Genomic DNA, 18,022 nt, shown 5'->3' on the forward strand with positions numbered 1-18,022 from the left:
GAGCCTCCGGACGGAGCCGCAGGGGGCGGGGTCCTCTTTCAGCCGCTGGAGCTGATCCCCGGGATGCGCCCGGCCCGGAAGGCGTTGACGAACAGCCGGTGGTCCTCCTGCGTCCGGTGCGCGTAGTCGTGCGCGAACGCGACCAGGTCGGCCACGAACTCCTCGCGGCGGCCGCCGAGCATGGCGGTGATGGCCTCCTCCGTCTGGAACGGGACGAGGGTGTGGTCGCTGTCGGCGTCGCCCACGCAGTGCAGCTTCGCCGTCGCCCGCCCGAGCTGCTCCAGCACCGGGCGGATGTCGGCGGGCTCGGTGAGGTCCTCCCACTCCAGGTCCAGCTCGTAGGGCGAGAGCTCCGCGACGACGAACCCGGTGCCGCGGATGTCGGTGTAGCCCAGGAACTGGGAGGCGTGCGACTGCAGCGCGCGGCGGCTCACCGCCGTCCGGTGGCCTTCGTGCTCGAAGTACCCGCGGATCTCCGGGTCGTCGACGACCCGGCTCGGGGCCGGCACGTTGCCCTGCTTCACCGACAGGACGACGTCGTTCTCCAGCGCCTGGTCGTACCCCTCCAGCAGCACGTTGTAGGCCGGCAGCCCCGCGCTGCCGATCCCGAAGCCCCCGGTGCCGATGAGGTCCTTGACGTCGTAGGCGACCTCCCGCCGCCACGGCCGGGGTGGGAGCGTCGCCTTGTACCGCTCCAGCGCCGCGAGCACCTCCTCGCGCTCGGCGTCGCCCAGGCGCCGGTTGCGCGGGGATTCGGCGAAGCGGCGCTCGTGGTCCTCGACCACGGTCATCCGCTGCAGCAGGCCCAGCCGGGTGCGGGTCGCCGTCCGGCGGATCAGGTCCCGCACCGCGCCGCCGGTGTTGCCGGCGACCAGGGCGAACTCCCGGTCGGCGTCCGAGCGGGTGAAGGCCGCCACCTGGTCGAGCCAGGCGTGCAGGTAGACGGTGAGTAGCTCGCCGATCACCTCGTCGGAGAACGCCTTCCGCCACGCCATGAGGGCGAAGCTGGCGACGAAGCGGCGCAGGTCCCAGCTGACGTGCCCCAGGTAGGCCTCGTCGAAGTCGTTGACGTCGAAGACGATGCGGCCGTTGGCGTCCATGTAGGTGCCGAAGTTCTCGGCGTGCAGGTCACCGTGGATCCACACCCGGGCCGTCTTCTCGTCACACCAGGGGTCCTCGGCCGTCGCCATGTCCGCGTAGAACAGGGGCGCACTGCCCCGGTAGAAGGCGAACGGGTCGGCGGCCATCTTGCGGAACTTGGTGCGGAAGGCCTCGGCGTCGGCATCCATGAGGTCGCCGAAGGCCTCGACCAGGACGTCGACGATCTGCCGCGTCCGCTCGTCGGAGCCGGGGGACGCGGTCACACCAGGGAGGGATGGGGGCACAGGTTGCACCGTAGGGGCCGATAACGTCGGTGGTGCCCCGACGACGCAGGCACCGAGCAGGGACGGAGGGACCATGACCCGGACGGACACGGCCCGACGGCTGGCCACGGGTGCCGTCTACGGCGGCGGCGGGGTCGGTCTGGCCGGAGCCGCCCTGGTCGCCCTGCTCCGCGAGGAGGCGCGGTCGGCCCGCCGCAAGGTCGAGGCCCGCAACCTCAAGCAGGACCCGCCGTCGGGTGACGGCGTCTACGGCCGGGGCGGCGGCATGCCGATCGTGCTCACGGTCCTGGGCGACTCCAGCGCCGTCGGGCTGGGTGTCCAGCGCGCCGCGGAGACCCCCGGCGTGCTGGTCGCCGCCGGGCTGGCCGAGCTCGCCGAGCGCCCCGTCCGGCTGGTGCGCCTGGCCCGCTCCGGCGCCCGCGCCGCCGACCTCGACGAGCAGGTCGACCGCGCGCTGGCCGAGCACCCCACGGTCGCGGTCATCATGATCGGCGCCAACGACGTGACGGCGCGGACGGCGACGTCGGTCTCCGTCGGTCACCTCACCGACGCGGTCCGCCGGCTCACCGCGGCCGGCTGCGAGGTCGTCGTCGGCACCTGCCCCGACCTGGGCACCATCCGCCCGATCGCCCAGCCGCTGCGCACGCTGGCCCGGCGGTGGAGCCGGCAGATGGCCGCGGCGCAGACGATCGCCGTCGTCGAGGCCGGGGGCCGCACGGTCTCCCTCGGCTCGCTGCTGGGCCCGGCGTTCGCCTCCGACGCCGGCATGTTCAGCGCCGACGAGTTCCACCCCAGCGCCGCCGGCTACGCCGCGGCGGCGGCGGTGCTGCTCCCCTCGGTCGCCGACGCCCTCGGCGTCTGGCCGGCCAGGGCCGACCGCGGGCTGCGCACTTTGCGCCGCGACACCGCGCGTCCCGTCGCCCGGGCGGCGGCCCGGGCCGTCAACCGTCCCGGGACCGAGGTCCAGCCGGCCGAGGTGGGCGGCTCGGACACCGGCCCGTGGGGCCCGTGGGCGCTGCTGCGCCGGCGCCGGCCGACGGAGATGCCCACGCCCGAGGAGGCCCAGCACGCCGGGGACGACGAGGGCAGCCCGCTCGCCGGCCGCTCGGGGTGACCCCGGCCACACCCGCGTCCTCCTGACCTGCGGCCCGTCCATCCGGCCGCGGCGCGGGGGTAGTTTCCGAGATGACCGACGTCCGGCGAACTGCGCCCGGACCGCCCTCACCGTGGAGGAACCATGCCAGAAGCCGTCATCGTCTCGACCGCGCGCTCGCCGATCGGGCGCGCGTTCAAGGGGTCGCTCAAGGACATGCGGCCCGACGACCTCGCCGCCGCGGTCATCCGGGCCGCGCTCGACAAGGTGCCCGCCCTCGACCCGCGCGACATCGACGACCTGATGCTGGGCTGCGGCCTCCCCGGCGGCGAGCAGGGCTTCAACATGGGCCGCGTCGTTAGCGTGCTGCTCGGCATGGACCACCTGCCGGGCACCACCATCACCCGCTACTGCTCCTCCTCGCTGCAGACCACCCGCATGGCCATGCACGCCATCAAGGCCGGCGAGGGCGACGTCTTCGTCTCGGCCGGTGTCGAGACGGTGTCCCGGTTCGTGAAGGGCAACAGCGACGCGATCCCCGACACCAAGAACCCGGTGTTCGCCGACGCCGAGGCCCGGGTGGCCAAGGTGGCCGAGAGCGGCGCCGACTCCTGGAGCGACCCGCGGGAGAACGGCGACGTCCCGGACGTCTACATCGCCATGGGGCAGACGGCGGAGAACCTGGCGCTGCTCAAGGGCGTCACCCGCCAGGAGATGGACGAGTTCGCCGTCCGCAGCCAAAACCTCGCCGAGGAGTCGATCAACAACGGCTTCTGGGAGCGCGAGATCGTCCCGATCACGCTCCCCGACGGCACCGTCGTCACCAAGGACGACGGCCCGCGGCCGGGCACCACCCTCGAGGGCATCTCCGGCCTCAAGCCGGTGTTCCGCCCCGACGGCCGGGTCACCGCCGGCAACGCCTGCCCGCTCAACGACGGCGCCTCGGCCGTGGTGGTCATGAGCGACACCAAGGCTCGCGAGCTCGGCCTCACCCCGCTGGCCCGCGTGGTCTCCACCGCGGTCACCGGGCTCTCGCCGGAGATCATGGGCTACGGGCCCGTCGACGCCTCGCGCCTGGCCCTGCAGCGGGCCGGCATGACCATCGACGACATCGACCTCGTCGAGATCAACGAGGCGTTCGCCGCGCAGGTCATCCCGAGCTACCGCGACCTGGACATCCCGATCGAGAAGCTGAACGTGCACGGTGGTGCCATCGCCGTCGGACACCCGTTCGGCAGCACCGGCGCCCGCATCACCGGGACGCTGATCAACGGGCTCCAGACCAAGGACAAGACGTTCGGCCTGGAGACCATGTGCGTCGGTGGCGGCATGGGCATGGCGATGGTGCTCGAGCGCCTGTCCTGAGGTAGCCCCCTCGGCCGCGATCATGGCGCGGTGACCACCCCGGCCCCCGGGGACCTGGTCCCGACGCCATGATCGCGGCGGGAAGGCACCGCACACGGCAGCGGCCCGGCCCCCTCACGGGGACCGGGCCGCTGTCGTGTGTGCGCCCCGCCGCCCTGCGGCGGCGGGGCACCGGCTCACTCGTCCTGGAAGTAGGAGAGCAGGCGCAGGATCTCGAGGTACAGCCAGATGACCGTGATCAGCAGGCCGAAGGCGACGTACCAGGCGAACTTCGCCGGGGCGCCGCGGCGGATGGCCTCGTCGGCCATGTCGAAGTCGAGCAGCAGCGAGAACGCCGCCACACCGATCACGACGAGGCTGAAGATGATGGCCAGCGGGCCACCGTCACGCAGGCCCAGGCCGCCCTCGATGAAGAAGCCGGCGACCAGGTTCACGACCACCAGGACCAGGACACCGATGAGGGCGCCGACGATCCAGCGGGTGAGCTTCGGGGTGACCCGGATGGCACCGGTCTTGTAGATGACCAGCATGCCGGCGAAGACGCCGAAGGTGCCGATCAGCGCCTGCACCACGATGCCGGGGTAGAGGTCGTTGAACGCCTCGCTGATCGCCCCCAGGGCGATGCCGTACAGACCGCCGTAGGTCAGCGTGGCGACCGGGTTGGCGATCTGCTTGAAGGCGATCACCAGGCCGAGCACCAGCGCGACGAGCACGGCCGGGATGGCCAGGCCCCACGCCAGCTCCTGCGGCAGCACCGCCCAGGTGACCGCCGCCGAGACGACGGTGACCAGGAAGGCCAGGCCGGTCTTCTGGACGACGTCGTCCATCGTCATGTAGCGCGTGGCCTCGCTCGTCCCGTACGGGGACGGCGCGGCGTACGGGTCCTGCTGCGGCGCCGGGGCGCCGTACTGCGGGGCCCCGTACTGGGGGGCGCCGTACTGGGGCTGGTTGCCCCAACCGGCGTACTGCTGGCCGGGGCCCGCGTTGCCGAACCCACGGCTGAACGCCGGGTTCCTACTGGCCATCGTCATCTCCTCGAGGTGACTCGTCGGTCGTGGAGCCTGATCGCGCACTCCACTCGGTCAGGTCAACGCCCGACACGGCCATAGCGTTCCACAGCTCCGGGCAATCCGGATCACCCCCGCGGGTGCTGCCGGATCCGCTCGCCGAGCGGGCTCCGCCGGGGCTGGTCGATGCTGTCCTGGCACCGGCCCACCGGCAGCACCGATCGGAGCCCCCATGACCGCCGACGCATCCCGCCCCGCGGGCGAGGAGCAACCGGCCAACCCGTTCCTGCAGGTCACCCTCGAGGACCTGCGCCGCAGGACGAGCAGCAAGTGGCGCACCCACCCGGCCGACGTGCTGCCGCTGTGGGTGGCCGAGATGGACGTCCGGCTCGCACCCCCCGTCCGGGAGGTGCTGCACCGCGCGGTCGAGACCGGGGACACCGGCTACCACGCGGGCAAGGAGTATCCCGAGGCGATCGCCGCCTTCGCGGCCGACCGGTGGGGCTGGACCGGCGTCGATCCGGCACGCACGGCCGTCGTACCGGACGTGATGATGGGCGTCGTCGAGGTCCTCCGCCTGATCACCGACCCCGGCGACGTCGTGGTGGTGACCCCGCCGGTGTACGCGCCCTTCTACGCCTTCGTCGAGAGCGCGGGCCGCGCGGTCGCCGAAGCCCCGCTGGATGCGGACGGCCGCCTGGACCTCGAGACCCTGGAGGCCGCCTTCGCGGGAGCCCGCGCCCGCCGCACGCGTCCGGCGTTCCTGCTGAGCAACCCGCACAACCCCACCGGCGCCGTGCACACCCGCACCGAGCTGGAGGCGGTCGCCGCACTCGCCCGGCGGCACGGCGTGCGCGTCGTCTCCGACGAGATCCACGCACCGCTCGTCCTCCCCGGCGCCCGCTTCGTGCCCTACCTCAGCGTCACCGACGACGGCTTCGCCCTGGTGTCGGCATCCAAGGCGTGGAACCTCGCCGGTCTCAAGGCGGCCGTGGTGATAGCCGGGCCGGAGGCGGCCGGTGATCTGGCCCGCCTGCCCGAGGAGGTGGGCCACGGGGCCAGCCACCTCGGCGTCATCGCGCACACCACGGCCTTCCGCGAGGGGGGCGGATGGCTGGACGCGCTGCTCGCAGCCCTCGACGAGAACCGGCGACTGCTGCAGCAGCTGGTGGCCGAGCACCTGCCGACGACGACGCTGCGCATTCCGGAGGGGACCTACCTGGCCTGGCTGGACTGCCGGCCGCTGGGCCTCCCGCCCGAGCCGCCCAGCCGCGGCCCCGCCGTCGTCAGCGACCTCGAGGGGCCGGCCCGGTTCTTCCTGGACCACGCCCGGGTGGCGCTGAGCTCGGGCCACGTGTTCGGCACCGGGGGCGCCGGGCACGTGCGCATCAACTTCGCCACCTCCCCCACGGTGCTGACCGAGGCGCTGGCGCGCATGGGCAGGGCCGTCGCGGCGAGGGAGGGGTAGGCCTCGTGCCCCCGGTCGGGTTCGAACCGACACTGGGACCCTTTTAAGGGGCCTGCCTCTGCCAGTTGGGCTACGGGGGCGCGGAAGGCACGGTAGCGGGCCGGGCCCGCTCCGGTCGGGTGCCCGTACGGCGGTCCGCACCCTGGTGCGCCCGGCGCTGGGGCCGCGCGTGCCGGCGGGCGCGCAGCGGCGCCGGCTGGACGCCGTCAGCGCGACGACGCCACCGGCCGGCACGTGGAGGTCCGCCGGCCAGCTGGGTGACCGGCCCGCCGAGGTGCTGGTGCCGACGACGCCGTCGACCGGTGAGGTGCCCCGATCAGCTCGCGGCGAGCTCGGTCGCCCGGGTGAGGACGGCGTCCAGCATCGGCTCGGTCAGCTTGCCGGTGAAGGTGTTCTGCTGGCTGACGTGGTAGCTGCCCAGCAGGGTCAGCGGGCCGCGGGAGCCGGCCAGCGCGACCTCGACGCCGTGCCCGAACGCCGGCCTCGGGCGGGGCAGCACGTACCCCGCGGCGGCGAGCACCGGCCACAGCGCGGTCCAGCCGAAGCCGCCCAGCACCACGACCACCCGCAGCCGGGGCAGGAGCTCCAGCTCGCGGGCCAGCCACGGCGAGCAGGTGTCCCGCTCCTCGGGCGTGGGCGCATTCGCCGGTGGGGCGCAGCGCACCGCGGCGGCCACCCGCACGTCGGTGAGCTCGAGCCCGTCGCCGATGTGCGTCGACGTCGGTTGGTTCGCCAGCCCGGCGCGCCAGAGCGCGGCGAAGATCCAGTCGCCGCTGCGGTCGCCGGTGAAGACCCGGCCGGTGCGGTTGCCCCCGTGGGCGGCCGGGGCGAGGCCGACGACGGCGATCCGCGCGTCGGCCGGGCCCAGCCCCGGCACCGGCCGGCCCCAGTACTCCTCGTCGCGGAAGGAGGCGCGCTTGACCCGGGCCACCTCCTCCCGCCACGCCACCAGCCGCGGGCAGGCGTAGCAACCGGAGATGCGGTCGTCGAGGACGGGCAGCTCGCGGGCGGCCCGCGCGCTGCGCACCACGCCCGCCGGCGTCCGCGTGACGGGGAACCCGCCGTCGTCCCGCGAGGTCATGGAACGGCCCCGGTGCAGGGGCCCGCGACGAGCGTGCGAGTCGTGGGGGGCACCGGGGTCCTTCAACGGGCGAGGCGCAGGGCGATGCCGTCGAGGATGTCGTGCTCGCTGACGGTGACCTCGGGCAGCCCGAACTCGTCCATGAGCACGCGCAGGATGAGCGCCCCGGCGCCGATGACGTCGACCCGGCCCGGGTGCATGACCGGCTCGGCGGCACGACGCGCCCGCGTCGCGGCCAGCAGGTCCGCCGAGACCTGCCGGACGTCGGCCACCGGGATGCGCGACCCGTGGATCGCCGTCGAGTCGTAGGCGGGCAGCCCCATCGCGAGCGCGGCCACGGTGGTGACCGACCCGGCCAGCCCGACCAGGCTCGCCGCCTTCTCCACCGGCACCTCGGCGGTGGCGGAGACGAGCGCGGCGCGGATGTCGCGCTCCGTCCGTGCGACCTGCTCCGCGGTGGGCGGGTCCTCGTGCAGGTGCCGCTCGGTGAGCCGCACGCAGCCGATGTCGACCGAGCGGGCGGCGAGCACGCCGTCGTCGTCGCCGAGCACGAACTCGGTGGAGCCACCGCCGATGTCGACGACGAGCCAGGGGGCGGGCGCCGGGTCCAGCCCGTGGGCGGCGGCCGCCGCCGCGATCGACCCGGTCGCCCCGAGGAAGGACAGCTCCGCCTCCTCCCGGCCGGTCACGACGTCGGGCGTCCGGCCGAGGGTGGCCCGCACCATGCCCTCGAAGTCGGCGCGGTTGGCGGCGTCCCGGGTGGCGCTGGTGGCGACCATCCGGACGTCGGTGGCGCCCAGGTCGCGGGCCTGCGCGGCGTACTCGGCCAGCACCACGCGGGTGCGCTCGATCGCCTCCGGGGCGAGCCGGCCGGTGGCGTCGACCCCCTGGCCGAGCCGCACGACCTCCATCCGCCGCAGCAGGTCGGTGTGGCCGCCCTGCACCGGGACGTCGGCGACGAGCAGGCGGATGGAGTTGGTGCCGCAGTCGATGGCGGCCACCCGCGTCATGCGTCGTCCTCGGGCCGGGCGCACGGCCCCTTGGCCCACCACTCCCCCATCTCGGCGACCGCGCGGTCCCCGATCGGGTTGACGCCCGGCCCGGCGGCCAGCGCGTGGCCGGCCAGCGCGTGCAGGCACTTCACGCGGTCGGGCATGCCGCCGGCGGTCGCGCGCGTGGGCAGCACGTCCTCGGCGTCGCGCGTGGCGAGGTAGGCCTCGTGCGCGGCGCGGTACCCGGCGGCGAGCTCCGGGTCGGTGGCGAGCTCGTCCTGCCACTCCCGCATGCGCCCGGTGGACTCCAGCCGGCTCGCGGCGGCCGAGGCGCGCGGGCAGGTCAGGTAGTACAGCGTCGGGAACGGGGTGCCGTCCTCCAGCCGCGGCGAGGTCTCGACGACGTCCGGCTGGCCGCAGGGGCACCGGTGCGCGACGCCGACCAGCGCCCGGGGCGGGCGGCCGAGCTGCCGGCCGACGACCTCCCGGTCCTCCTCGCTGACCGGGCTGGAACGGCCGCGCCGCAGGGGCCCGGGCGGAGCGTGCGAGGGCTGGGGGCTAGCGGGGTCGTTCATCTCACTCCGCCGTCCCGTCGTCGTCCTGCGTGCCGTCGCCGCCGTCGGCGTCGGCCAGCGAGCGCATCAGCCCCTCGTACCAGGGCAGCTGCCCCGGCTCCGCGGCGGCCGCCGCCAGCGTGCCGGCATCGCCCTCCACGGCCTCGCCGTCGACGACCAGCACCAGCCGGTCACCCGGAAGCACGTAGGACAGCCGCTCGCGCGCCTGCCGCTGGGCGTAGACCGGGTCGGCCTGCAGCTCGAGCTGCCCCTGCAGCGCGGTGACCCGCTCGTCGAGCTGCCGGCCCTCCGCGGCCAGCCGGGTGAGCTCGGCCTGACCGGCCAGGTACTGCCGGATCGGCCCGGCGAGGGTGAGGGCCAGCAGCAGCACCAGCCCGACGAGCACCACCGCACGGCCGGTGAACGGGGGGCGCCGCCGGGCCGCCGCGGCCGGCCGTCGCTCCGGACGGCGGTTGGGGCGCCGCTGCGCGGGCCGGCTGGACGCCCCCGACCGCAGCCCGGTGCGGACCGGCCGCGAGTGGTGCACGCGGGGCGCCCGGCCCGTCGCGCGCCGCCCCTCGCTCCCGCCCCGCCGGCCGCGGACGCTGCTCATCGCCCTCCGCTCAGCCGTTCAGCCGCGGGAAGGCCGACGCACCGGCATAGCGGGCGGCGTCGTCGAGCTCCTCCTCGATGCGGAGCAGCTGGTTGTACTTGGCCACGCGCTCGCTGCGGGCCGGGGCACCGGTCTTGATCTGCCCGCAGTCGGTGGCGACGGCGAGGTCGGCGATCGTGGTGTCCTCGGTCTCGCCCGAGCGGTGGCTCATCATGCAGCGGTAGCCGTTGCGGTGGGCCAGGTTGACCGCGTCGAGGGTCTCGGTGAGCGTGCCGATCTGGTTGACCTTGACCAGCAGGGCGTTGGCCGCGCCGCGGGCGATGCCGTCGGCCAGCCGCGTCGGGTTGGTGACGAAGAGGTCGTCGCCGACGATCTGCACGCGGTCGCCGAGGGCGGCGGTCATCGCGATCCAGCCGTCCCAGTCCTCCTCGTCGAGCGGGTCCTCGATGGAGACGATGGGGTAGGCGTCGACCAGGCCGCGGTAGTAGTCCACCAGGTACTCCGCCGAGCGGGTCTGGCCCTCGAAGTCGTAGCCGCCCTCGGTGTGGAACTCGGTGGCGGCGACGTCGAGCGCGAAGGCGATGTCGGTCCCGACGGTGTAGCCGGCCTTGTCGACGGCCTCGGCGATGAGATCCAGGGCGTCGCGGTTGCTCGGCAGGTCGGGCGCGAAGCCGCCCTCGTCGCCCAGGCCGGTGGAGAGGCCGCGGCCCTTCAGCACCGCCTTGAGCGCGTGGTAGGTCTCGGTGCCCATCGCCAGCCCCTCGGCGAAGGTGGCCGCCCCGATGGGGGCGATCATGAACTCCTGCACGTCGACGTTGCTGTCGGCGTGCGCGCCGCCGTTGAGGATGTTCATCATCGGCACCGGCAGCATGTGCGCCGAGGGCCCGCCGACGTAGCGGAACAGCGACAGGCCGGTGGAGTCGGCGGCGGCCCGCGCGACGGCGAGGCTCACGCCGAGGATCGCGTTGGCGCCCAGGCGCGACTTGTCCGGCGTGCCGTCGAGGTCGAGCAGGCGCTGGTCGACCAGCCGCTGCTCGGTGGCCTCGTAGCCGACGAGCTCGGGGCCGATGACGTCGAGGACTCCGTCGACGGCCTTGGTGACACCCTTCCCGCCGTAGCGGTCACCCCCGTCCCGCAGCTCGACCGCCTCGAAGGCGCCCGTGGAGGCGCCGCTGGGCACGGCGGCCCGGGCGATCGTCCCGTCGTCGAGGGCGACCTCGACCTCCACGGTGGGGTTTCCGCGCGAGTCGAGGATCTCCCGCGCGCCTACGGCATCGATGCTCGGCACGGGGAGCAGCCTAGCCAGGCGAACCGCCCGGTGTGGTGCTCCCCCGGCTTCGCCCCGCCCGGATCAGCGCGCCGGCGGTACCGGCCGCTGCTCCGCGGTGCCGCCGTCGGCGGCCGCCCGGTCGTGGCGGGCCCGCTCGGCCTGGTCCTCCTCGCTCGGCCCGCTGAACGCCTGCGAGCGCTTCCGGGCCTCCAGGCTGCCGGTGAACAGCCCCTCGTTGGTGGTCGGCCCCCGGTCGGCCGGCCTCGCCGGCCGCGGGGCGGTGCGGGGGTCGGGCGCCGGCCGCGGTCCGCGCCGCTCCGGCGCCTCGTACCCGGCGGCGCCCTCGTTGCGGACCCGCGGCAGGGCGTGCGGCGCCTCCCGCTGCAGCCAGCCGACGAGCCCCTCGCGGACGGCGCAGCGCAGGTCGAACAGCGTCCCCGCGTCCTGTGCGCTGACCAGTACCCGCACCCGCACCAGCGAGCCGACGGCGTCCGTCACCTGCAGGACCTTGACCCGCTGGTCCCAGTTCTCGTCGTCGGCGACCAGCCGGTCGAGCTCCTCGCGCATCCGGTCGAACGGCGTCGTCCAGTCCACGTCGAGCTCGACGGCGCCGAGGACGGCGGACTCCTTGCGGGTCCAGTTCTCGAACGGCGTGGTGGTGAAGTACGTCGAGGGCAGCACCAGGCGCCGGTCGTCCCAGATGTGCACGACGACGTAGGTCAGGGTGATCTCCTCGATCCGCCCCCACTCGTCCTCCACGACGACGACGTCGTCGACCCGGATCGCGTCGGTGAAGGCCAGCTGCAGGCCGGCGAAGACGTTGGCCAGCGAGGTCTGGGCGGCCAGGCCGGCGACGATGGATATGACGCCCGCGCTGGCCAGGATGCTGGCCCCGGCGGCGCGGGCGCCGGGGAAGGTCAGCAGCATCGCCGCGACGGTGAGCACGGCGACGAGGACGGCGGCCAGCCGGCGCAGCAGCGAGATCTGCGTACGCACCCGCCGGGCGTGCCGGTTGTCCGCGACGTCGACGTCGTACCGGGCCAGCCAGGCGTCGGCCGCGACGAAGACGGCGACCGCGACCAGCCAGCCGATGGTCGCGATCACCGCGAGCACCAGCACGTGGACGACGACCTCCGACCAGTCGCCCAGCTCGTTCGCCGCCTCCAGCACGACGGTCACCGCGCCCAGCACCAGCAGCGCACGCAGCGGGGTGCGGCCCCGGCGGGAGAGGTCGGCGGTCACCGGCGAGCCGCGGCCCACGCGCCGGACCACCACGCCGATGAGGACGCCGAGCAGCCAGGCCACCAGGGCGGCGCCGGCGAGGACCAGCAGGACCTGCCAGGTCTCCGACGGCAGCAGGCCGGACACGCCCTCGACGGCCTCGTCGGGGCCGACGGGGTCGGTCGCGGGGGCGGACAGCGTGGCGGGCAGCGGACCGGCTCCTCTCGAGGCAACGGCGCAGGTGCACCACGCTAGCCAGCCGGGGGCCCTCCGTCAGGCCGGCGTCCCCGCATCGGGTCGGTCCGCGGCGGCGGCGTCCAGCTCCCCGGCGTACCGGCGCACCGCCTCCCGCAGGGCGTCCTCCACGTCCCACCCCCGGGCCTCGGCGGCGGCGACGACGCCCAGCAGCCGCTCGCCGAGCGCCTCCGGGCTCGTGTCCGGCAGCTCGGCCGGCTCCGGCGTGGGCAGACCCACCCGCCCGGCCCGGCGCACGAGGGCCGCGCCCCACGAGGCGGCGGGCTGCGAGCGGGAGACGCCCTCGGTGGGCGAGCGGCGCTGCTTCTCCGCCTTCTTGATCTCCTCCCAGCCGGCCTCGACCTGCGCGACATCGCGCGGCCCGGCGTCCCCGAACACGTGCGGGTGCCGGCGCACCAGCTTGTCGACCAGGTCGCCGGCGACGTCGTCGACGTCGAAGCCGCGCCCGTCGTCCTCCTGCGCCACCCGGGCGTGGAAGACGACCTGGAGCAGCACGTCGCCGAGCTCCTCCCGCATGGCCGGGTAGTCGTCGTCGACGATCGCGTCGTAGGCCTCGTGCGCCTCCTCCAGCAGGTAGCCGCGCAGTGAGGCGTGGGTCTGCTCGGCGTCCCACGGGCACCCGCCGGGCGAGCGCAGCCGGTCCATGACGGCGACGACGTCCAGCAGCCGCGCGCCGGGCGGCGCCGGCGCCCCGGCCACCGCGGGGACCCCGGGGAGCGCGGTCGCCTCGTCCGGCGACGCCAGGCAGACGACGTCGTCCTCGCGGGCGCTCGCGGCCTCGGCGCCGGGCAGCTCCTCGACCGCGACGCCGGCGGCCCGCAGCATCGCGGTCCCCGCGGCAGCGCCGGGCAGCGCGACGACGGGCCGGGGGCCGGTCACCGCCGTCCAGCCGTCCGCGCCCAGCAGCGCGGGGAGACGGGGGTCGACGGTGACGACGAGGGCGACGGGCACCCGCCCAGTCTCCGGGTACCGGACGCCGGGGCTACTCGACGGGGGTCGTCCCGTCCTCGAGGATCTCGACGACCCCCGTGCCGCCCGGCAGCAGCCGCCCGTCCTCGTAGACCGCGTAGCGGGGGTTGACCGTGATGTCGAGGTCGGCCCGCACCTCCTCGAGGAGCGGTGCGGCCGCCGCCTCCACCTCCTCGCCGGCCGCCTGGACCAGCTGCGGCCGGAGCTCCTCGAACGACGGGTAGACCGTGCCGGCGCGGAAGGCGACGACGACCCCGCCGGCCTGGGGCACCGGCACCGCGACCGCCGTCCCCGGCGCCGCAGAGGCCAGTGGCTCGGCGAGCGGGGCGGGCAGCTCGCCCGGTGCCGAGCGGGTGAGTTCCGGCAGCGTGAACTGGCCGGGGAACCGGGCGGCCACCGCGGGATAGCTCGCCGGATCGGCCGCCAGCTCCGCGCCGACCGCGTCGGCCGTCGCCTGGTCGGGCACGGTGACGACGCCGTACTCGACCTGGCCCACCTGCTCCCGGACCTCCTCGTAGCGGGCGCGCAGCGCGGCCTCGTCCACGGGTTCCGCCGCACCCTCGCCGATGGCGATCTCCTGGCGCACCAGCTGCTGGCGCACGCTCTCGCGGACGTCGGCCGGGGAGATGCCCTGCGGGGCGAGCCGGGCGTAGACGGCCTCGGGGTCGCCGAACAGCTCCTCGATCCGGCGGGTCAGCTCGGCGTCCGTGATCTGCACGTCGAACCGCTGCGCCGCGGCGTCGTGCACCTCGCCCTCGAGGAGCAGGCCGAGCACCTGGACGGTGAAGTCGTCCTCCCGGCCCGCGACGGCGGCGGCGATCTCGGGGTCCTCCAGGCGGTCGTCGACCTGGGCCTGCAGCTCGTCGACGGTGATCTGCTCGTCGCCCACGTAGGCCGCGACGTCCGGCGCCGACCGGCACCCGGCCAGGGCGAGGACGGCCAGGAGCGCGGCGGTGCCGGCACGAACGGCGCGGTGCTGCATCACGCGGCGAGACTGCCACACCGCATGTGACCTGGACCGCAGGCCGCCCCGGCCCGGCTACGCGGCGACGGGCTGTTCGAGCACGGCCCGCAGGACCGAGTGCAGGTTCTCCAGCAGGGCGACGTCCCGCAGCGGGGTCCGGCGGTCGGGGCCGACCGGCACCTTGAGCGAGATCATCCGCACGGCCGCCTTGTACGAGGCGCCGTCGGCCAGCCGGGCCAGCCGCATCTGCTTGGACTCCGGCAGGTCGACCGGGCCCACCCGGACCGTGCGGCCCTGCAGCGAGACCTCGGTGATGCCCAGCGCCCGCATCGCGACCCGGAACCGGGCGACCGCGAGCAGGTTCAGGACGGGTGCCGGCGGGGCGCCGTACCGGTCGGTGAGCTCGTCGAGCACCGCCTGCGCCTGATCCTCGTCCTGGATGGCGGCGACCTTGCGGTAGGCCTCCATGCGCAGCCGCTCGCCCGGCACGTAGTCGTGCGGCAGGTGCGCGTCCACCGGCAGGTCCACCCGCACCTCCACCGGCTCGGCGGGCGCCTCCTCGCCGGTCACCTGCGCCCGGTAGTCGGCCACCGCCTCCCCGACCAGCCGCACGTACAGGTCGAAGCCGACGCCGGCGATGTGCCCGGACTGCTCGCCGCCGAGCAGGTTGCCCGAGCCGCGGATCTCCAGGTCCTTCATCGCCACCGCCATGCCGGCGCCGAGGTCGGTGTTGTTCGCGATCGTGGTGAGCCGGTCCACCGAGGTCTCGGTCAGCGTGCGGGTGGGGTCGTACGTGAAGTACGCGTAGGCCCGCTCCCGCCCACGCCCGACCCGGCCGCGGATCTGGTGCAGCTGGGAGAGCCCGAAGGTGTCGGCGCGGTCGACGATCAGCGTGTTGGCGTTCGGGATGTCCAGGCCCGACTCGACGATCGTCGTCGCCACCAGGACGTCGTACTCCTTCTCCCAGAAGCCGACCATGATCCGCTCGAGCTCGTGCTCCTTCATCTGGCCGTGCCCGACGGCGATGCGGGCCTCGGGCACCAGGTGGCGGATCTTCGCCGCGGCCTTGTCGATCGACTGCACCCGGTTGTGGATGACGAACACCTGGCCGTCGCGCAGCAGCTCGCGGCGGATCGCCGCGGCCATCTGCTTGTCGCTCCACGCACCCACGTAGGTCAGCACCGGGTGCCGCTCCTCGGGCGGGGTGAGGATCGTCGACATCTCGCGGATGCCGGTGAGGCTCATCTCCAGGGTGCGCGGGATCGGGGTGGCCGACATCGACAGGACGTCGACCGCCGTCCGCATCGTCTTCAGGTACTCCTTGTGCTCGACGCCGAAGCGCTGCTCCTCGTCGACGACGACCAGGCCGAGGTCCTTCCACCGCGTGGTCGGCTGCAGCAGCCGGTGGGTGCCCACCAGGATGTCGATCTCGCCGGCGGCGAGCTGCCGGAGGATCTCGGTGGTCTCGCGGTCGGACTGGAACCGGGAGAGCACCTTCACCGTCACCGGGAACTGCGCGACCCGCTCGGAGAAGGTCTTGAAGTGCTGGTTGGCCAGCAGCGTCGTCGGCACCAGGACGGCGACCTGCTTGCCGTCCTGGACCGCCTTGAACGCGGCCCGGATGGCGATCTCGGTCTTCCCGTAGCCGACGTCGCCGCAGATGATCCGGTCCATCGGCACGGTCTGCTGCATGTCGGCCTTGACCTCGTCGATCGCGGCCAGCTGGTCGGGCGTCTCCTGGAACGGGAAGGCGTCCTCCAGCTCGCGCTGCCAGACGGTGTCGGGGCCGAAGGCGTGGCCCTGGGTGGCCATGCGCGCCGAGTACAGGCGGATGAGCTCACCGGCGATCTGCTTGACCGCCTTGCGGGCCGAGCTCTTCGTCTTCTGCCAGTCGGCGCCGCCGAGCTTGGACAGCGCCGGGGCCTCCCCGCCGACGTACCGGGTGAGCTGGTCGAGGGCGTCGGTGGGCACGAACAGCCGGTCCGGCGGCTGGTTCCGCCGCGACGGCGCGTACTCGACGATCAGGTAGTCCCGCTGCCCGCCGTTGACGGTGCGGCTGATCATCTCGATGTAGCGGCCGACGCCGTGCTGCTCGTGCACCACCAGGTCGCCCGGCTGCAGCTGCACCAGGTCGACGGCGTTGCGCCGGCGGGCGGGCATCTTCACCGCGTCGCGCATCGTCGTGCCGCGCTGGCCGGTCAGGTCGTGCTCGGTGACCAGCGCCAGCCCGACGCCCGGGAAGGCGAACCCCGCCTCGAGGTTGCCCTGGGTGACGTGGGTGAGCCCGGCGTCGGGGGCGGTGGCGAGATCGGGCACCAACCGGACGCCGAGCTCGGCCTCGGTGAGCTGGTCGGCGGCGCGCTCGGCGGGGCCGGGGCCGGCGAAGGTGACGACCACCCGCCACCCGTCGCGGTGCCAGCCGCGCATGCGCTCGACGGCGGCGCCCTGGTCGCCGTGGAAGCGCTCGACGGGCGTCGCGTCGAGGGTGACCTGCCGCTCGTCGGCCGTGTCCTCGTCCCCCAGGCCACCCCCGAGCGCGAACACCCCGGTGGTCCACCAGGGCAGCCCGCGCGTGCGGGCGGCGGTCTCCACGTCGGCGAGGTCGCGGAAGGAGGACGCCCCCAGGTCGAGCGGGGCCTCCCCCGCCTCCGCGGCGGTCGCCCACGAGGCGGCGAGGAACTCGTCCGCGGTGCGCACCAGGTCGGCCGCGCGGCTGCGCACCCGCTCGGGGTCGCAGACGAGGACGTGGGTGCCCGCGGGCACCAGGTCGGTGAGCAGCTGCATGGCGGCGTCCCCGATGAGGGCCGGGGTCAGCGACTCCATGCCCTCGACGGCGATGCCCTCGGCCAGCTTGCCCAGGACCTCGATCAGGCCGGGGTGCTCGACGGCGAGTGCAGCGGCGCGGGCCCGCACCTCCCCGGTGAGCAGCAGCTCGCGGCACGGCGGCGCCCACAGCCGGTCCGGCCGCTCGTCCAGCGAGCGCTGGTCGGCGGCGGAGAAGTACCGCAGCTCGTCGACCTCGTCACCCCAGAACTCCACGCGCACCGGGTGCGGCTCGGTCGGCGGGAAGACGTCGAGCAGCCCGCCGCGGACGGCGAACTCGCCGCGCTTCTCGACCAGCTCGACGCGGCTGTAGGCGGCGTCGGAGAGCGCCTGGGCGATGTCGTCCAGCCCGGCGGAGTCACCGGGCTTCAGCTCGACGGGCACCAGGTCGCCGAGCCCCGGCGCCAGCGGCTGCAGCACGCTCCGCACCGGGGCGACCAGCACGTCGATCGTGCCGTTCTGACCGGGGTGGGTGAGGTCGCGCAGGATCGCGAGGCGCCGGCCGACGGTGTCCGCCCGCGGGCTGAGCCGCTCGTGTGGCAGCGTCTCCCAGGCGGGGAAGGTCTCGACCCGGCGGTCGGGCAGGAAGCAGCGGAGCAGATCGGCCGCCGCGTCGGCGTCGCGCTCCCCCGCCGTCACCAGGAGGACGGGTACCCCCGCGCCGCCACGCGCGGCGAGCGCAGCGGCCACCAGCGGCTGCACGGGCGGCGGTGCGGTGACCGCCAGCTCGGCGTTCCCGGCCGCGGCCACGACGCGGGCCATGCCCGGGTCGGCGAGGACGACGTCGAGCACGCCGCGCAAGGTCACGTCTGTTCTCCCGGGGGTCCTTCGATCACGGAGGTCGGCCGCGTGCAGCACAGCGGTCCGCCACCGACCAGGCTAATCCGCCGAGGGATGTGTCCCGGCCCGCGGCCGGTGACCCCTGGAGACGCCGAACGGCCGGCCGGCGGGATCGATTCCCA

The 18,022-nt window shown here is 74.7% G+C and carries 14 protein-coding genes and 1 tRNA gene; 3 read left to right on the forward strand and 12 right to left on the reverse strand.

The annotated features are described in order from the left end of the window. Positions 1-38 precede the first annotated feature (38 nt). Positions 39-1,364 carry a DUF2252 domain-containing protein gene (locus ACI792_RS01240; RefSeq protein WP_456600969.1) on the reverse strand — a complete coding sequence of 442 codons (1,326 nt, stop codon included), beginning with the start codon at positions 1,362-1,364 and terminating at the stop codon, positions 39-41. A 94-nt stretch (positions 1,365-1,458) separates the two neighbouring features. Here ACI792_RS01240 and ACI792_RS01245 point away from each other — a divergent pair, with 94 nt between their 5' ends. Together ACI792_RS01245 and ACI792_RS01250 are read left to right on the forward strand one after the other, a co-directional pair. Next, complete coding sequence (locus ACI792_RS01245; protein WP_456600970.1) at positions 1,459-2,499, forward strand: SGNH/GDSL hydrolase family protein; 1,041 nt, start codon at positions 1,459-1,461, stop codon at positions 2,497-2,499. 123 nt (positions 2,500-2,622) lie between these two features. Continuing rightward, a complete protein-coding gene (locus ACI792_RS01250) occupies positions 2,623-3,843 on the forward strand; it encodes an acetyl-CoA C-acetyltransferase (RefSeq protein WP_456600971.1) in 1,221 nt (406 codons plus the stop codon). A 176-nt stretch (positions 3,844-4,019) separates the two neighbouring features. Here ACI792_RS01250 and ACI792_RS01255 read toward each other — a convergent pair whose 3' ends face one another. Further along, positions 4,020-4,868, reverse strand: a complete 849-nt coding sequence (locus ACI792_RS01255) for a Bax inhibitor-1/YccA family membrane protein (protein ID WP_456600972.1) — start codon at positions 4,866-4,868, stop codon at positions 4,020-4,022. Between the two features lie 214 nt (positions 4,869-5,082). Between ACI792_RS01255 and ACI792_RS01260 the strand changes: the two genes are divergently transcribed. Further along, entirely contained in the window at positions 5,083-6,318 is a 1,236-nt protein-coding gene (locus tag ACI792_RS01260) for a MalY/PatB family protein (RefSeq protein ID WP_456600973.1), read from the forward strand. Positions 6,319-6,324: 6 nt separating this feature from the next. Here ACI792_RS01260 and ACI792_RS01265 read toward each other — a convergent pair. From ACI792_RS01265 to mfd, 10 genes are all read right to left on the reverse strand, one after another. Continuing rightward, positions 6,325-6,398 (reverse strand) — tRNA-Leu (locus ACI792_RS01265). A 236-nt stretch (positions 6,399-6,634) separates the two neighbouring features. After that, positions 6,635-7,399: a uracil-DNA glycosylase gene (locus tag ACI792_RS01270; RefSeq protein WP_456600974.1), complete on the reverse strand. Its 765-nt coding sequence runs from the start codon at positions 7,397-7,399 to the stop codon at positions 6,635-6,637. Positions 7,400-7,461: 62 nt separating this feature from the next. After that, positions 7,462-8,409: a Ppx/GppA phosphatase family protein gene (locus tag ACI792_RS01275; RefSeq protein ID WP_456600975.1), complete on the reverse strand. Its 948-nt coding sequence runs from the start codon at positions 8,407-8,409 to the stop codon at positions 7,462-7,464. Then, a complete protein-coding gene (locus ACI792_RS01280) occupies positions 8,406-8,966 on the reverse strand; it encodes a DUF501 domain-containing protein (protein ID WP_456600976.1) in 561 nt (186 codons plus the stop codon). Before ACI792_RS01280 ends, ACI792_RS01275 begins: the two co-directional genes overlap by 4 nt. Before the next feature lies 1 nt (position 8,967). Continuing rightward, the gene (locus ACI792_RS01285; protein ID WP_456600977.1) at positions 8,968-9,558 is read right to left on the reverse strand and encodes a septum formation initiator family protein; all 591 of its coding nucleotides are present in this window, start codon (positions 9,556-9,558) and stop codon (positions 8,968-8,970) included. Between the two features lie 10 nt (positions 9,559-9,568). After that, complete coding sequence (eno, locus tag ACI792_RS01290; protein ID WP_456600978.1) at positions 9,569-10,846, reverse strand: phosphopyruvate hydratase; 1,278 nt, start codon at positions 10,844-10,846, stop codon at positions 9,569-9,571. Between the two features lie 63 nt (positions 10,847-10,909). Continuing rightward, entirely contained in the window at positions 10,910-12,196 is a 1,287-nt protein-coding gene (locus ACI792_RS01295) for a mechanosensitive ion channel family protein (RefSeq protein WP_456579383.1), read from the reverse strand. A 126-nt stretch (positions 12,197-12,322) separates the two neighbouring features. Further along, positions 12,323-13,255: a MazG family protein gene (locus tag ACI792_RS01300; RefSeq protein ID WP_456600979.1), complete on the reverse strand. Its 933-nt coding sequence runs from the start codon at positions 13,253-13,255 to the stop codon at positions 12,323-12,325. Positions 13,256-13,286: 31 nt separating this feature from the next. Continuing rightward, a complete protein-coding gene (locus tag ACI792_RS01305; protein WP_456601167.1) occupies positions 13,287-14,255 on the reverse strand; it encodes a peptidylprolyl isomerase in 969 nt (322 codons plus the stop codon). Positions 14,256-14,312: 57 nt separating this feature from the next. After that, positions 14,313-17,867 carry a transcription-repair coupling factor gene (gene mfd, locus ACI792_RS01310; RefSeq protein WP_456600980.1) on the reverse strand — a complete coding sequence of 1,185 codons (3,555 nt, stop codon included), beginning with the start codon at positions 17,865-17,867 and terminating at the stop codon, positions 14,313-14,315. Positions 17,868-18,022 lie beyond the last annotated feature (155 nt).

The organism is Blastococcus sp. SYSU DS0669 (assembly GCF_054050895.1).

Bases quoted from the DNA above. Each gene is read 5' to 3' on its own strand.
- ACI792_RS01280 (WP_456600976.1), bottom strand. From the start codon at position 8,966: ATGAACGACCCCGCTAGCCCCCAGCCCTCGCACGCTCCGCCCGGGCCC.
- ACI792_RS01270 (WP_456600974.1), bottom strand. From the start codon at position 7,399: ATGACCTCGCGGGACGACGGCGGGTTCCCCGTCACGCGGACGCCGGCG.
- ACI792_RS01285 (WP_456600977.1), bottom strand. From the start codon at position 9,558: ATGAGCAGCGTCCGCGGCCGGCGGGGCGGGAGCGAGGGGCGGCGCGCG.
- ACI792_RS01245 (WP_456600970.1), top strand. From the start codon at position 1,459: ATGACCCGGACGGACACGGCCCGACGGCTGGCCACGGGTGCCGTCTAC.
- ACI792_RS01255 (WP_456600972.1), bottom strand. From the start codon at position 4,868: ATGGCCAGTAGGAACCCGGCGTTCAGCCGTGGGTTCGGCAACGCGGGC.
- ACI792_RS01305 (WP_456601167.1), bottom strand. From the start codon at position 14,255: ATGCAGCACCGCGCCGTTCGTGCCGGCACCGCCGCGCTCCTGGCCGTC.
- ACI792_RS01260 (WP_456600973.1), top strand. From the start codon at position 5,083: ATGACCGCCGACGCATCCCGCCCCGCGGGCGAGGAGCAACCGGCCAAC.
- ACI792_RS01275 (WP_456600975.1), bottom strand. From the start codon at position 8,409: ATGACGCGGGTGGCCGCCATCGACTGCGGCACCAACTCCATCCGCCTG.
- ACI792_RS01250 (WP_456600971.1), top strand. From the start codon at position 2,623: ATGCCAGAAGCCGTCATCGTCTCGACCGCGCGCTCGCCGATCGGGCGC.